The sequence below is a fragment of the Acidihalobacter aeolianus genome (assembly GCF_001753165.1).
GTDB lineage: Bacteria > Pseudomonadota > Gammaproteobacteria > DSM-5130 > Acidihalobacteraceae > Acidihalobacter > Acidihalobacter aeolianus.
Genome location: NZ_CP017448.1, coordinates 2,538,403 through 2,552,769 on the forward strand (window position 1 = coordinate 2,538,403; position 14,367 = coordinate 2,552,769).

Consider the following 14,367-nt stretch of genomic DNA (forward strand, 5'->3'; position numbering starts at 1 on the left):
TGAGGACTGCCACTCCATTTTGTGCTTTTTCAAGTGGACTGTAGCCATCAATGTGATCTGGCAGGACAGAGTCTGGTATCGCTACCAGAGTCTGGCCTGGCTGACTCGCATTAACAGGCTGTTGAAAATTCCCCCGATTTAGCGGTTATCATGTTGATCAGGGTCCATTGGCGACGTGCCCCTTCGGATCTGGGGCCTGATTTTTCCCGAAAACAGCCCAAATCCCGATCTCTGGGCGCACCGATCCCTTGATGTGTGCCTTCAACATGCTGCCAGTCCCAGATTGCGCATCCGCACCAGGTTGTAGGCCGCCGCGCTGAGCACAAACTGGAAATCCAGTTTCTCGCGTCCGACAAACCGACTTTTGCGCAGACCCGCAATGGTCTTGAGCCAACCGAAGCATTCTTCGATCCGCTTGCGGATCGTCAGGCTGGTTCGGTAACCGGGATGGCCGATGGTGCGCCCGTCGATGGCCGAGCGGCGCCCGGCCGTGTTCTGAGCCACATGCGGCGTGACGTTTCGTCCACGCATCGCCGCCACAAAGCCTTGCGTGTCATAGTTCTTGTCCGCGCCCAGCGTGATCCGGTGGCTCCCGCCGAGCGCGTCGACAAGCTCGACACCGGCCTCGCGCTCGGCCGTGCCGGTGGCCTGGCTCGTCTGCGACTCGACGATCAGGCCGTGGCGGTTTTCCATCAGCAGGTGTCCGAGGTAGCTGAGCTTGGCGGTCGTGCCTTCGCTCTTGCGATACAGCAAGGCATCCGGGTCGGTCCTGGAGACGTGCGTTTCCCGACACCGCTTCTGCCCGCGAAAGTCCACCGTGGGATTGCGCCCGCCACCGCTCGGCGGCGCGTCCTCGTCCCGGGGCCGGTAGCTCTTGTGCGAGGCCAGCGCTTCGATCAACGTGCCATCGACGCTGAAGTGTTCGCTAGACAGCAGATCGGCCGCACGGGCCTGATCCAGCACCCGGGCGAAGAAGGTGCGGGCCACATCGCCTGCAAGCAGGCGGTCACGGTTCTTGGTAAACGTGGAGTGGTGCCAGACCGGATCGTCCATGGAAAAGCCCACAAACCAGCGAAACAGCAGGTTGTAGTCGATCTGTTCGACCAACAGGCGTTCGCTGCGGATGGTGTAGAACGCCATCAACAGTTGCGCGCGCAGCAGCTTCTCCGGCGGGATCGAGTCACGGCCCATATGGGCATACAGCGCATCGAAGTCAGCGTCGAGTTCTTTGAGCGCTTGATCGACCATCCGCCGGATCGGGCGCAGAGGATGGTCCTTCGGCACCCGTTGCTCCGGGCTGACCGTGCTGAACAGCCCATCCTGATGTATGTCGGCACCGCGCATCGGCCACAACCCTCACTCAACAATACAAAACCAATCTTCCGGGTTTACAGGACTTTTTCAACAGCCTGTTAACACAAGACCTTACGATCGAGGTCATTCTCCTGATCTTTTCCAATTCAATTTTTAAATTAAATTTCTTTTCCGCTATGAGCTCCTGCATCTTCATATTGTTTTCAAAGTTTTTATTATCGGCGTTATATAACTGCTGCTGAAGAGACTGTATCTTATCTTGAGCATAAGAAAGCCTTGTGTGCAGTCGTTTTGTTTCGTCGTGGTATTGATTTACTTGATAAGAGTAAACAGCAGTAGCCGCCTTAATCTCTGCTTTTCTTAGTGGCGTTAGATAAAAGATAAGCAAAGTTATTACTCCAGCGAACATAACCCCTAGGCCTATCTGTATGGATTTACCAAAATACTCTAATGAAACATAAAATATTCTCTTTACCAGCCGAGGCGCGACCCATTTGGCGCCAGCATCTCCACTTATATTTTGAATTTCCTCATCGCTCACCTTTAATACCTCCAAATGTCACAAATTGATCGATCGAATGATATTTCAACTCCTGGAATATATATTATGGAGTTTGCCATGAGTTTCTCATCTCATCGCATCTCTTTAGCGCAGATCATCCTGACTTAACCGAGCAATCCTGCTCCCCCCCACTTCGACATGTCGTTCCAATGCGGCGAGACACGGCTTGAACCGCTCGCTGAATGCGTCGCCGACAAGCCGCAACCTCTCCAGATATTGCCGCGCGACTTCCAGCGCGCGCCCCCAGGTTTCGTTATCGACCGACGGCGTGATATGCGGCTCTGCCAGCGATTCGGGCAGAGCACCGCCGCTTCTTGGCGCAAAACCCATGGGCAGCATGTCGTAGGCAGGTGCGAGGGTGTAGGGCCTCCCATGATCGCCGTGGAACGAGAGATTTCCGAAGTGCATGTCCGTGTTGCCGATGAGCGTGCCGAAGGCATGCAGGAAGGCCGATTCGCCATGGGCTTGGGCCTGCACATGCCCGGCTTGCGCCAGGCGCTGCACGATCGCGGGCCATTCGCCGGAACCGGCGCCCACGAACTCGGCATCGAGCGCGGCCAGGGAGATCAGGGCATGACGCCCCATCTCGCCCTCGCGGTCGAAGCGCTCGGTTTCCAGGAATCTTTGCCCGCCATGATCGAACAGACGCGTCGCAACGGCGGCGATACCGGCGGCGCGCAAGGCCTCGGCCGCGATGTGCTCGGCCAGCAGCAGATCTTGCCAGCGCTCGGCGATCGGGTTGTCCTCGGCTACCGAAAACTTGACGAGCACATGCCGTGGGCCGACGTCCGTCAACGTGTAGGCGGCAAACTTGGGCTGCTCGCCGCCCGCTGATGAACCCGGCTGATCGCCGCGCGTGGCGGCCTCGGCCAAACGGACATAGGCCTCGCCACGGTCGGCAGGGGTGATGGGAGCCGGCAGCGCTCCTTCCAGGAAGCGCTGGCGCGCGCGATCGCCCAGCAGGAGGTTGCCGACCGCGTTTTCGCCATGCCTCAGCAGCGCACGCAGGACTTGCGTGTCGTTCCACTCGTTCGGATTCGCCGGCAGATCCAGATTGTCCGCATGCCGGCGCGCATACGCGCGTCCGAGGAATCCCTGCGGACGCATGTCCAGCAACCACCAGGGCAGACCCTCGAAGTGTTGCGCGGCGCCGTCTTCCTGACGCATGACGAAACCATCGGGGTGAACGGGGATCAGCCGCCCGAGCAGCCGCAATCCCCCTGCGACATCGACCCGGTACACGGGCACGTCATCCAGGCCGCGAGACGCGTCCCGAAGGGCGTAATGAATAGACGGCCCCGCCCCGATACGCACGACCTCATCGCCCAGACCGGCGATGGCGCGGGAAACGGTGGGCTGGCTCAGGCCCGTCGAATCAACGAGTTGACGGGCCCTCATCGCCCCACGGGCCAGTTGCTCGCGGATGATCGTGCCGTTGCTCATGGTGTACGGACCATGCGTGAATAACTAGATGAATAGATAGATGAATAGTTATTCTATGAGGCCCACAGAGCGGGTTCAAGCAATATCGTGAGATCGCGACACCTTGATCGACCCAATACCACCGCTTACTTGATCGCATGGGTGGCTAGCCGCCGCCAGCATCCAAACCAGGCACGAGTCGTAACGTGAACAAACATCCACAGCGAAGACGCTTCGCGGTTGTGCTTTGTCTATCCCCTTATCGCCTTGCCTTGCGAGGATGCGTCTGGACGGGGTCGGCCCGGAGGATCCGGGCCGAGCAGCCCGCGCCCGGACGGCGCTTGGCTGCGGCCCCGGCCAGACGGATTCACGCAAGGTTGCCCGTAGGTCAAGGCGGTCCGGGGCGCGTTTCTTTCACCTCTTTCTTTGCGCGAACTGCGTATTTCGGCGCAACGTGACCGGTCATTTCGCTCGAACGTGACCGCCCGTTTCGGATCAACGTGACCGGCCATTTCGTTTGATCGTGACCGATTTCGGCTCTTTTTCCGAAATCGGCGGTCACGTTCCTCCGTCATCTCATCCAAGCCACTGGAATTCTTTCACTTATTCCGGCACAACCGCGCTCCTTTGCTCACTCAAGGAGACAGCGGTGCCGGCAGCGAGGATTCCAATGAAGCATGTCATCGAGGTGCTGCGCCTCAAATACGCAGCCCAACTCAGCCACGCGCAGATCAGCCGCGCCTGCGGCCTGTCCAAGGGCGCGGTCAACAAGTACGTCAACCTGGCCAGGGCTCAAGGCATCACCTGGCCGTTGCCTGCGGACATGGACGAGGCCGCCCTGGAGGCACGTCTGTTTCCCGCCAAGGCGCCCTCGAGCCGGTTCGTCGTCCCCGACGGCTTCCAGATCCATCAGGAACTCAAGCGCAAGGGCGTGACCCTGCAACTGCTCTGGGCCGAGTACTGCGCCGCGCACGGCGAGCGCGCGTACGCGTATACCCAGTTCTGTCACCATTACCGGCAGTGGCGAGAGCGGCAGAAGCGCAGCCTGCGCCAGCACCATCAGGCCGGGGAAAAGGTCTTCATCGATTACTGCGGGCCCACGGTCGACATCGTCGACCGTCACACCGGCGAGGTGCGTACCGCACAGATCTTTGTCGGCGTGCTCGGGGCCTCCAGCTACACCTATGTCGAGGCTACCTGGACCCAGTCGCTGCCCGACTGGATCGCCTCCCACCAGCGCATGCTGGGCTTCTTCGGCGGGGTGCCGGCGCTGCTGGTGCCGGACAACCTCAAGGCGGCGGTTCAGCGCGCCGAGCGCTACGCGCCGCAGCTCAACGCCACCTATGCCGAGATGGCGGCGCACTACGGCACCGCCGTGCTGCCGGCGCGGCCCTACAAGCCCAAGGACAAGGCCAAGGTCGAAGTGGCGGTGCAGGTGGTCGAGCGCTGGATCCTGGCGCGGCTGCGCCACCACCGCTTCTTCTCGCTGGCCGAGTTGAACCGGGCCATCGCCGCGCTGTTGCCTGAACTGAACGAGCGGCTCTTCCAGGGTCGCACCGAGAGCCGTCGCGACCTGTTCGAGAGCCTCGATCGGCCCGCGCTGCGCCCGCTGCCGGGCGAGGCTTACGTCTACGCCGAGTGGCGACGCGCCCGGCCCGGCATCGACTACCACGTCGAGGTCGACAAGCGCTGCTACAGCGTCCCGCATGCCCTGGTCGGCCAGGTGCTGGACCTGCGCATCACCGCCACCACGATCGAGGTGCTGCACCGGGGTCAGCGCGTGGCCCTGCATCCGCGCCACCACGGCCCGGGCCGCTACGTCACCGTCACCGAGCACATGCCCAAGACCCATCAGGTGCACCGTGACTGGTCACCCAAGCGCTTCCTGCGCTGGGCGAGCCAGATCGGCCCCAGCACGGCCGAGGTGGTACGCCGCCAGCTGACCGACCGGCCTCATCCGGAGCACGGCTACCGCGCCTGCCTGGGGCTGCTCAGCCTCGCTCGGCGTTACCGCCCGGCGCGCCTGGAGGCGGCCTGCGCTCGAGCCTTGGCCATCGACTCGGCCCGTTACCAGAGCGTCAAGTCGATCCTCGCCCGCGGCCTTGACCAACAGCCCCTCGATCAGAGCCCGGCCCAGGAGGCACTGCCCCTGCACGCCAATGTCCGCGGCGCCAACTACTATCACTGAGGAGCTCCACGCCATGCTCAATCAACAGACCCGCCAACAGCTGCGCACCCTCAACCTCACCGGCATGCTCGCCGCCCTCGAGCAACAACAGGGCCAACCCCAGACCCATGCGCTGTCCTTCGACGAGCGCCTCGCCCTGCTCATCGAGCACGAGGTGCTGCACCGCGAGAACCGACGCCTCACCCGCCTGCTCAAGGCCGCCCGCCTGCGCGTGCCGGCCTGCGTCGAGGACATCGACTACCACCACCGCCGGGGCCTGGAAAAGCCCCGCATGGCCCAACTGGCCAGCCTCGACTGGATACACCAGGCACTGAACCTGTGCCTCACCGGACCGACCGGCTGCGGCAAGACCTGGCTCGCCTGCGCACTGGGCAATCAGGCCTGCCGGCGCGGCCTGTCGGTGCGCTACCTGCGCCTGCCGGCGCTGTTCGAGCAGCTGCGCATCGCCCACGGCGACGGCTCCTACGTCCGGCTCATGGGCCAGCTCCTCAAAACCGACCTGCTGATCCTCGACGACTGGGGCATCCAAAAGCTCAACACCGCACAGCGCAACGACCTGATGGAAGTCATCGAGGATCGCCACGGCCGACGCTCCACCCTGATCGCCAGCCAGTTGCCTATCGAACACTGGCACGACTACCTCGGTGAAGCCACCCTGGCCGACGCTATCCTCGACCGCCTCCTGCACGGCTCACACCGACTCAACCTGACCGGCGAGTCCATGCGCAAGATCCAGGCTCCGGTTGACGGATCGTGACCGCTCAGGATAGAAAAACCACTCCAGTGCGCAACCAATGAGAGCAGCGGTCACGTTCACCGAAATCGGCGGTCACCTTCGACGAAATGCGCACGCGAACAAAGAAAGAGGTTCGCACGCCCGCACCGAAACTAGTCAAGAGCGCCGTTGCTTAAGGCGTGTGAAATAGGCCCGCCGCTTCCTACTGGCTGCGAAAGAAAATCACTCAAAGCGTGTGAAGCCATCCCGCAGCTCTGGCTAATCCGCGACGAAAAGCCGCCAAAACCGCCGCGCCGAACGCCATTGTCCCGACCCAATTCCACAGCCTATCATCCCGAATACCCGCCACAACGAGACACAGGAATCACGATGAGAGTCGCCGCCTACTGCGGTTCCAGCCACGGGAACGAACCGCACTTCAGACGAGAAGCCCAGAATCTGGCCCTGGCGCTCGGCAGGAACAAGATGGACCTCGTGTACGGCGGCGGGAAAGTCGGCCTGATGGGGGCGCTGGCCGATGCGGCGATTGCGGCCGGTGTGCACGTCATCGGCGTCATTCCCCAGTTCCTGGCCGACCACGAACTCGCCCACCCGCACGTGCACCAGTTACTGGTCGTGAACGACATGCACGAACGCAAGGCCGCCATGGCTCAGCAGGCCGATGCCTTCATCGCCCTGCCCGGAGGGCCGGGCACCCTGGAGGAAATCATCGAGGCCTGGACGTGGGCCCAGCTGGGTTTGCACGCCAAACCCTGCGCCTTCCTGAATGTCGACGGCTATTTCGACGAACTGCTGGCCTTCATCGACAAAATGATCGTCAAAGGTTTCATGAACCCAGCCTACAAGGACATGTTGATCCTCTCTGACGGTGCCGACGACTTGTTGTCACAGATCGAGGCCTACCGGCCGCCGCAGTCCAAATGGGGAAGTCCACGCTAGAGCCGAGCAGCCAGCGCCAGGACGGCACTGGCTGCGCCCCCCTGCCGGGCTCTCCCCGGTCAGATTTTGAAGTTGTAAATCATCCCGAGTTACGCATGCATCTTGCCGTTCTTTGCCGGCAGGAAACAGAGAATGGCGTAACTACCTTTCTTGAAATCCTCGACCAGATAGTTCACCTGATGCGATGCCTCACCGGTGATGCCACCAATCGGCGCGCCAGGCGGCAGACCCGGGGGGAGCGACATAAAATCAGCAAGCGTCTTGTCATGTGAAAATTTAACGATGGCCATCTGGTGATGCCGATGACCGTTATTGATAAATTTGAACAATGTGAAACCAGCAGAAATATGAGTGGACATAACGTATTTATATCCGTCTGCCACCACTTTAACCGTATGTATTCCCTTTAGCGGTTTAGCCGAAGACATGGATGCGTCTGCATTGGTACTTACGCCCACCATGAGCGCTGCCAGCAGGGCAGGTACACAGAGTTTTTTCATTACTCAGCAGTCAGAAATACAGGCAACAGAAGGATGCTCGAAGCATGACCTGACGAGCGCGGGATTGTCAGCCATGGATTGAAGCTGAGCAGCGACCCGGCCCTTGAGTTTTTCGCCCTTGCGTAATGGATTGCGCGCCACGCCTGTTCTCTTGGCGTGGCTCCAGACCAGCTCATCCGGGTTGAGGTCTGGTGCATAGCCCGGCAAGACGTGCAGCGTCAGCGCACCTGCCGTGCTGGCCACATACTCTTTGACGATGGCTTTTTTGTGCGCTGGCAAGCCGTCGATGATCAGATGCACCGGCCGCCCGCGCTCGGCCATCATGTTCTTGAGCAGGTGCACGAACCATTCCCCGGTGAGGGCTCCTGGGTAGGTCTCGAACCAGAAGGCGCCCTTGGCGTTGACCGCCGAGGCCGCCGAGATCGACTGACGCTGACCGGGGCGTTCCACCACGGGGGTCTGGCCTTTAGCGCCCCAGGTCTTGCCATGCACGGCATCGGTGCGAAAGCCCGACTCGTCCCAGAAAAACACCTCGGCCTTCTCGCGCTTGGCGCGCCGGGCAATAGCCGGGTACGTTTCCTTGACCCAGCGCGCGATCGCTTCGGGATCACGCTGGTAGGCGCGCTGCAGGGGTTTTTGCGGTGTCAGGCCCACGCGGGCGAGCAAGGCCCCGATGCTCGCCCGCGACAGCGTCACCCCAAAGCGTTGGGCAACCAGCTCGCGCACGAGTTGGCGCGTCCACAGGCCAAAGTCAAAGCCGTACTGACGCGGGTTCTTGCCGTTGATCCACCGAAAGACTCGGCGCTCTTGCGCAGCAGTCAGGCGGCGCGGGCGCCCTGTGCCCTTGCGCGAGAGCAAGGCGCGTTTGCCGTGCCCACGACCGTGGGCCTTGGCCCGTACCTTGTAGGCCCACCGCGGTGCAGACCGAACGAGGTGGCCACCGCGGCTGGCGACTCGCCTTCGTTCATTCGCTGCAGGGCCAGCAGCCGCATCTCTTGCAGCGCAGCGCGCGACACCTTGCGTCCATCTCTCTTCAGGGAACATGAAGACAACCCATATCACCACTTGTTCCCTAATTTACTGACTTGTCAGTAAGAATCACTAACGCAATTACATACTCTAATGGTTCGCGTCAGCTCGGGTGGCAGGCAGCAGCTACTCACGCTCTGGCTCTGAATAGGGATGCGTATTGACGTCATCGTTAGCAATCCGTACTTCCTGTGCCGATGCCCGCTTCCAGTATTTCATCGCCTCGGCAAGATTTTTTTCAACCCCGATACCCTTGTAATAAAGCATCCCAAGATTGTATTCGGCATCTGCGTTCCCGCTGTTGGCCGCTCTCTTCCACCAATCCAAGGTCGTCGCGACGTCTTCCTTGACCCCTCGGCCTTTGAAATAGAGCACACCCAGATTGTATTGCGCGCGCGGATCGCCTTGCTCCGCCGCACGCCGCCACCAGTTCACCGCCTGCGCCAGGTTCTTCTGCATGCCTTTGCCCAGATAGTAGGCCAAGCCCAGGTTATAAGCGGCCTTCGCGTTTCCTTGCTCGGCTGCCTTACGGAACCAAAGCAAAGCCTTTGTGGGGTTCTGCGTCACTCCCCAGCCTAATTCATATTGGATCGCCAGATTATATTGCGCATCGGCATCGCCATGTTCTGCGGCCTGCCGGTACCATTGGGCCGAACGTGTGTAGTCGATAGGTACACCGGCACCATTGAAATAGGCCTGCCCCAGACTGTAGGCAGCTTTGACGTTACCCTGGCCTGCAGCCTTTTTGTACCAGCCCATTGCCAGCTCGTGCTTTTGTTTCAGGGTGTAATAAACGCCCAGCCAGTATTGCGCATCCGTATTACCGGCTTGTGCAAAATGCTTGAGCTCGCCCAGCGGTTTCTGATTGCCCACCGCAGCCGCCGCTGCCAGATTTTCCGCATCATGAGAGCTGAATGCATATGCCGGGAAACTGGATGCAGCCAGCATCGCAGCAAACGCTAAGCTGACGACATATTCGTTCTTCATCTCGACTCCTTTGCTGGTCAGGCCAACATTTTTTAATTAGGAATAATGATTACTAGCCTTTGATCCTTACATACCACGATTAAATTCTAGAACTCAGACTAGCATCGCGCGCGCACTGCGAACGCGATTTTCTACCTCACGAGGTGTTGTTACCTGCAAAACGAACCGTGACGAGAAAGCCCGCGGAACTCGACTGAAAGATTGCTGTCACATATCAGTTGTGCCTTTCGATTGGAGCGACTCTTGCCTGATGCAGGACCTCCCCCGAATTCGCATGGAGAATGACGATACACTCACAAGCCCTTACGAAACAGGAACAGCTCTCCCACCTATCTGAGCATTACGGTTATCCGACCGTCGAATACGATGAAGGACTGACGGCGTCGCAATCCATTCTGAGACGACTGGACGTCGATACGCTGAGGTCCGAACTCTGGCTGCCCCTGTCATGGGACGAGGACAGCGCGGAGGTCGTCGTGTGCGATCCGGATGACCCTGCGCTGCTGCGCACCATTCAGGAAACCCTCGGTGTCGATGACATCGAATTCCGCGTCGCCACTCGCCCCGACCTGATCCGCCTGATCGAGAACAGCGCGGATCTGAACGCCGAATTCCCTGTCACCGCCGGACGCACGCCGCTGGCAAAGGTGCGCACCTATCTGGCCGGGCTCCGCACCCGCTACGCTGCCCAGCGGACCCAGTTCGCGCGCAGCAGGACGGGCTTGGCGCTCGCGCGCACCGGTCTTGCCTTCATCACGATCGCCGTGGCGTTTCTGCGTTTGTTCGGCGGTGGCGAGCTATTGTTCTTCGAGGTACCGCTGCTGGTATTGGGCGTTGCCGGCGTGATCGACGGCATCGTGTGGTATCTGCCGGCACGGCGCCATACGAAAGAGATCAAGCCTTACCCGCCCTATGCGGTGCCTGAAGCATATTCCGCATTGCAAATCTCGGACCCCGGCGGCGCCATGGAATTCCACAGAAGCCCGATCGTGGAAAGTGCCGGGACGCTGCGCGAACACTGGGATGCCTTATCCCCCGTCGAGAGACGGCGCTTCCTGGCCAACGACCGCACCGATCTCGCCGAAGAGCGGACCGTGCTGGCCTATCTGCGAACCATGATGGCCAAGGCCCGAACGGGGCTCGCCTTCGCACGCACCGGCGTCGCCTTTGCCGGTATTGGCATCGGCTTCATCCGCAAATTCCACCCCGGTCCCTGGACGATCTTCGACTGGGCGTTGATCGTCATCGGCACGGCGATGCTCGCCGAGGGTTTTCACTGGTACCGCCCCGGTAGACATGCCGCCAATGTAGCGCTGCACACGGTCAGCAAGGCCAGCAAACGCAAGGGTTTGTGGGACACCATTTTCCCCTCGCAATGTCTCTACGCCGCGCACCATGATCCCGTGGCGGAGGCCAACTCGCCAGAAGCCCAACCTGGAGTCTGGGCCACCACGGGCCTCGCGCTGGAACGCACCACACTGGCCGACAAGCGCAACGCCATGTCGCACCTGCGCACGGTGATGGCGCGTTCGCGGACCGGGATGGCCTTCATCCGGACCGGCTTCAGCGTGATGTCCGTCGGCGCCGGCATGTTCATCTATTTCACGTATTTCGATCACGCCAACACATTCTGGACCGTATTCGACATCACCCTGGTCATCATCGGCTTGTATCTGATCGTGGACGGTCTGCTTTGGTATCTGCCGGCCGAACGCATCAAGCGGCGCTCGACCTTCTGCGATGCCAACTTCGAGATAGCCGACGCCGACTACAGCAAACCCAAAGTTGCCTGGGATAGGGATCATTACCGTCATGACGACTGAAGTGTCACCCTATATCGCCCTGGTGGAGAACGGCCTCCTCAGCGATCCACAGCTCGCCGCCGTGCAGCAAAGCGCGGCTGCTCGAGGTGTCGAGACCGAACGCGTGTTACTGAAAGAATCCGGAATCTCGCGCTGCGCGCTGCTGGAGGCCCTGGCCCGCCACTACGCATGCCGCTTCATTCAATACGACGAACGCATCCCGGTTCCCTCGCACCTGTTCGCCGGGCTGGACGCCAAAGTGTTGCGCGCCGGCAGGTGGTTCCCGGTGATGCAGCTGGGCGAGACAGTGATCGTCGCCGCGGCCGACCCGGCCAGCGAGACGATGCGGGAGCAGGTGCGGCAGCTCGTCCCGGCCAAGGATTACGAATTCCGCGTCGCGCTCAACGAGGACGTGCGCTGGTACATCCAGGATTACCTGCACGCCGAGGCGCATCTGCTGATCGGCATCGAGCGCACCGGTCTCGCCTACTGGCGCAACACCATGGCCCTGTGGCGCACCAAGCTCGCCTGCCACCGAAACGGACATGCCCGCGCGCGGACTTCGATGAAGCTGCTCAGGTGGGGTCTGGCCATGGTGGCCCTATCCAATGCCCTGACGCACATCAAGGCCAACGTGCTCTCGCCATATCACTTTGCCCTCCTGGCGGCGGGCATCGTGATGGCCTCCATTGGCCTTTACGACTATTTCAAGGTGCGCCGTTCGCGCATGGATCTCCCCTGCCAACATGCCCTGTTGGACATCACCAGCGAGAATATCCGCTTTACCAAGCGATACCATCTGGAAGAAGCGCCCGTCAAAGCCGAGGATGAAACGACTCTCGCCCAGCTCGCCGCAGCCATCCCGCATTACTGCTCCGTGCTGCGCCCGGTCCCGGCGAGCAAGGAACGCACCCACCTGGCGCGCGAGCGCAACATCCTCGCCGCACAGCGTACGATCGCCGCCAGCCACCGCACGTCCTATGCACGCGCCAGAACCGGCCTGTCGCTGATTCGCACGGGTGTCTCCTTCATCGGCCTCGGCCTCGCGATGAACAAGATGCTGAGTACCAGCCCCTACAGCGTCACCGATTATTTCCTCATGATGGCGGGTTTCCTGATGCTGGTTGACGGCATCATCTGGTACGTGCCGGTGCGCCGGCTCAAATATGGCATCGGCCGCGAATCTTAGCGGGCCCAAGCAGACACACGGCGCGCTACCCCAATCATCCCGTACACGCTTCCCGGCCGGCGCCGCCGGATCCGGCGGGGTCGAACCCGCTCCCCCGCATCCCTTACAATCCCTACCCATGAACGATAATGCGCAGGAACTCAGGGCCCATCTGAATGCCGAGACCGGCAAGATCGCGTGGGCGGAACTCGAGCGGCACTTCGCACGCGGGGCGGTGGTCAAGGTGGATGCCCGGCTGGATCTGATCGAAGTGGCGGCCTGCGTGGTGCGGGACGATAGCGAGGCGATCCGCAACTGGATGGCAGACGGAACGCTGGCCCGGGCGACGGATGCGGACGCGCGGCGTTGGGGGGAAAGCCTGCCGGTATTCTGGGCGGTGGTCGCCGCGCCCTGGGTGCTGGTGCAGGAGATCGAGCACGGCGACGACTAGCCCTCGCCCGCCTGCATCCTCCGCCGCCGGGCTATCCTCTGGGAAAACAGGGGGAGGAACAGCATGCGCCACTCGGTCGCACCGATCATGGCCAGCCTGACACTGAGCGTCGCGCTCGCAGGCTGCATTCCCGGCGGTTCACGCTACTATCGCCCCACGATGGCGGGCGGGCAGATCGTCAAGCACTATTGAACGCAGACCCCGTCGGTGGTCAATTTCCAGATCGGTCCATTGCCCGGTCACGCACTGGCGAGAAAAACGCCGGAGGGCATGGTCGTATTCCTGGAACTGGGTACCTATCTGCCGGCGAGAGACACGCCGCCCCGCACCTGGAAAAGCTTCCACTTCGCCTCGGATTGCTTGGCCGCGCACAATCTGACGAACCATACGACGCTCGACCACCTACCCTACAGCGGCCCCGACAAGGCACTTACCGCGCCGGCGACGAAGCGCTATTTCCTGCAGATCACCCTGCCCGGATCGACGCCCGATCGCTTCGAGCTGCTCAGCCCGCCGCTTATGATCGACGGCAAGACCTGGCCATTCCCGCCGATCCGCTTCGAATACGAGCTGTGGATCGGCATCCTGCCCTTCAATTGCTGATATTCCTGTATTCGCGTCCATCGCGGCATGCTTCGCTCATGCGCGGCCGCGCAACTTCCAGACCAGCCAGCCGACGATCCCGCCCAGCATCACCCCACCCAGATCCAGGAGCAGGACGAACGGCAGCGTCAACGGCCACATGGCGGCAACCATCGAAGCGGCCTCGAAATCCGGCAACAGGCCGGAGAGCAGCCAGATACTGACCACGGTCACACCGACATATCCCCCGACCGCGACATGCAACCAAATGCGAAACGGAAGCGGGCCGCGCGCATGCTTCTTGACCAGGACGACACGCATGAGCATGGCCAGGATGAAATAGGGAATCAGGAACAACAGGGTCAGCGGCAAAACCGCCAAGGCGAGGCCGGTGGCCGGCTCCACGACACGCACGCCCATGACCGCCAGCACCAGCCAGATCGCAATCCCCAGTATCGCGGGCAGCAGCAGGCCGGTCAGCAGAACAAGGCGGAACAGCCGCTGCACGGGACGGGGTACAGGTTGTCCGTCCTGAGCCTGCGTCGTATCCATGGTCTCCCCCCGGACCTGGCCGCCTCTTCCAATCATTGATCACGCCAGCGTCGCTGTCAGCACGGCGCGCATCCACAGACACGGATGCTTGATATTTCTCAAGCCTGGGAACGGTAAAGCCGCAGCCGGGGAGCG

The 14,367-nt window shown here is 61.3% G+C and carries 15 protein-coding genes; 8 read left to right on the plus strand and 7 right to left on the minus strand.

From position 1 onward, the window contains the following. Positions 1–261 precede the first annotated feature (261 nt). The 3 genes from BJI67_RS11705 to yjjJ all read right to left on the minus strand — a co-directional run bounded on the left by BJI67_RS11705 (position 262) and on the right by yjjJ (position 3,319). On the minus strand, positions 262–1,344 hold the full coding sequence (locus BJI67_RS11705) for an IS5 family transposase (protein ID WP_038094256.1): 1,083 nt from the start codon (positions 1,342–1,344) through the stop codon (positions 262–264). A gap of 16 nt (positions 1,345–1,360) precedes the next feature. Next, a complete protein-coding gene (locus tag BJI67_RS11710; protein WP_156782125.1) occupies positions 1,361–1,855 on the minus strand; it encodes a hypothetical protein in 495 nt (164 codons plus the stop codon). Between the two features lie 105 nt (positions 1,856–1,960). Next, entirely contained in the window at positions 1,961–3,319 is a 1,359-nt protein-coding gene (gene yjjJ, locus BJI67_RS11715) for a type II toxin-antitoxin system HipA family toxin YjjJ (protein WP_070073182.1), read from the minus strand. Positions 3,320–3,968: 649 nt separating this feature from the next. Between yjjJ and istA the strand changes: the two genes are divergently transcribed. The 3 genes from istA to BJI67_RS11730 all read left to right on the plus strand — a co-directional run bounded on the left by istA (position 3,969) and on the right by BJI67_RS11730 (position 7,161). Then, positions 3,969–5,486, plus strand: a complete 1,518-nt coding sequence (gene istA / locus BJI67_RS11720; RefSeq protein WP_070071328.1) for an IS21 family transposase — start codon at positions 3,969–3,971, stop codon at positions 5,484–5,486. 13 nt (positions 5,487–5,499) lie between these two features. Then, on the plus strand, positions 5,500–6,243 hold the full coding sequence (gene istB, locus BJI67_RS11725; protein ID WP_070071329.1) for an IS21-like element helper ATPase IstB: 744 nt from the start codon (positions 5,500–5,502) through the stop codon (positions 6,241–6,243). A gap of 348 nt (positions 6,244–6,591) precedes the next feature. Continuing rightward, positions 6,592–7,161 carry an LOG family protein gene (locus tag BJI67_RS11730; protein ID WP_070073183.1) on the plus strand — a complete coding sequence of 190 codons (570 nt, stop codon included), beginning with the start codon at positions 6,592–6,594 and terminating at the stop codon, positions 7,159–7,161. A gap of 89 nt (positions 7,162–7,250) precedes the next feature. Here BJI67_RS11730 and BJI67_RS17500 read toward each other — a convergent pair whose 3' ends face one another. The 3 genes from BJI67_RS17500 to BJI67_RS11745 all read right to left on the minus strand — a co-directional run bounded on the left by BJI67_RS17500 (position 7,251) and on the right by BJI67_RS11745 (position 9,677). Continuing rightward, a complete protein-coding gene (locus BJI67_RS17500; RefSeq protein ID WP_156782126.1) occupies positions 7,251–7,661 on the minus strand; it encodes a hypothetical protein in 411 nt (136 codons plus the stop codon). 3 nt (positions 7,662–7,664) lie between these two features. After that, a protein-coding gene (locus tag BJI67_RS11740; protein ID WP_197513055.1) for an IS630 family transposase occupies positions 7,665–8,713 on the minus strand; the annotation gives its coding sequence in 2 pieces (ribosomal slippage) (positions 7,665–8,572 and positions 8,572–8,713; 1,050 coding nt in all). A 103-nt stretch (positions 8,714–8,816) separates the two neighbouring features. After that, a complete protein-coding gene (locus BJI67_RS11745; RefSeq protein WP_070073185.1) occupies positions 8,817–9,677 on the minus strand; it encodes a tetratricopeptide repeat protein in 861 nt (286 codons plus the stop codon). Positions 9,678–9,958: 281 nt separating this feature from the next. Here BJI67_RS11745 and BJI67_RS11750 point away from each other — a divergent pair, with 281 nt between their 5' ends. From BJI67_RS11750 to BJI67_RS11765, 5 genes are all read left to right on the plus strand, one after another. Then, the gene (locus BJI67_RS11750; RefSeq protein WP_083250843.1) at positions 9,959–11,500 is read left to right on the plus strand and encodes a GspE/PulE/PilB domain-containing protein; all 1,542 of its coding nucleotides are present in this window, start codon (positions 9,959–9,961) and stop codon (positions 11,498–11,500) included. Next, positions 11,490–12,668, plus strand: coding sequence for a GspE/PulE/PilB domain-containing protein (locus BJI67_RS11755; RefSeq protein ID WP_070073186.1), 1,179 nt, complete (start codon positions 11,490–11,492; stop codon positions 12,666–12,668). The genes BJI67_RS11750 and BJI67_RS11755 overlap by 11 nt, the downstream gene beginning before the upstream one ends. 118 nt (positions 12,669–12,786) lie before the next feature. After that, positions 12,787–13,098, plus strand: a complete 312-nt coding sequence (locus BJI67_RS11760; protein ID WP_070073187.1) for a DUF2288 domain-containing protein — start codon at positions 12,787–12,789, stop codon at positions 13,096–13,098. 63 nt (positions 13,099–13,161) lie between these two features. Further along, entirely contained in the window at positions 13,162–13,290 is a 129-nt protein-coding gene (locus BJI67_RS18105) for a hypothetical protein (protein ID WP_269449602.1), read from the plus strand. Positions 13,291–13,305: 15 nt separating this feature from the next. Next, positions 13,306–13,701, plus strand: coding sequence for a hypothetical protein (locus BJI67_RS11765; protein ID WP_070073188.1), 396 nt, complete (start codon positions 13,306–13,308; stop codon positions 13,699–13,701). A gap of 36 nt (positions 13,702–13,737) precedes the next feature. On the opposite strand, the gene BJI67_RS11770 is transcribed toward BJI67_RS11765, so the two are convergent. Further along, positions 13,738–14,232: a hypothetical protein gene (locus tag BJI67_RS11770; RefSeq protein ID WP_070073189.1), complete on the minus strand. Its 495-nt coding sequence runs from the start codon at positions 14,230–14,232 to the stop codon at positions 13,738–13,740. Positions 14,233–14,367 lie beyond the last annotated feature (135 nt).

Bases quoted from the DNA above. Each gene is read 5' to 3' on its own strand.
- BJI67_RS17500 (WP_156782126.1), bottom strand. From the start codon at position 7,661: ATGAAAAAACTCTGTGTACCTGCCCTGCTGGCAGCGCTCATGGTGGGC.
- BJI67_RS11770 (WP_070073189.1), bottom strand. From the start codon at position 14,232: ATGGATACGACGCAGGCTCAGGACGGACAACCTGTACCCCGTCCCGTG.
- BJI67_RS11760 (WP_070073187.1), top strand. From the start codon at position 12,787: ATGAACGATAATGCGCAGGAACTCAGGGCCCATCTGAATGCCGAGACC.
- yjjJ (WP_070073182.1), bottom strand. From the start codon at position 3,319: ATGAGCAACGGCACGATCATCCGCGAGCAACTGGCCCGTGGGGCGATG.
- istB (WP_070071329.1), top strand. From the start codon at position 5,500: ATGCTCAATCAACAGACCCGCCAACAGCTGCGCACCCTCAACCTCACC.
- BJI67_RS11730 (WP_070073183.1), top strand. From the start codon at position 6,592: ATGAGAGTCGCCGCCTACTGCGGTTCCAGCCACGGGAACGAACCGCAC.
- BJI67_RS11755 (WP_070073186.1), top strand. From the start codon at position 11,490: ATGACGACTGAAGTGTCACCCTATATCGCCCTGGTGGAGAACGGCCTC.
- BJI67_RS11745 (WP_070073185.1), bottom strand. From the start codon at position 9,677: ATGAAGAACGAATATGTCGTCAGCTTAGCGTTTGCTGCGATGCTGGCT.
- istA (WP_070071328.1), top strand. From the start codon at position 3,969: ATGAAGCATGTCATCGAGGTGCTGCGCCTCAAATACGCAGCCCAACTC.
- BJI67_RS18105 (WP_269449602.1), top strand. From the start codon at position 13,162: ATGCGCCACTCGGTCGCACCGATCATGGCCAGCCTGACACTGAGCGTC.
- BJI67_RS11750 (WP_083250843.1), top strand. From the start codon at position 9,959: ATGACGATACACTCACAAGCCCTTACGAAACAGGAACAGCTCTCCCAC.
- BJI67_RS11705 (WP_038094256.1), bottom strand. From the start codon at position 1,344: ATGCGCGGTGCCGACATACATCAGGATGGGCTGTTCAGCACGGTCAGC.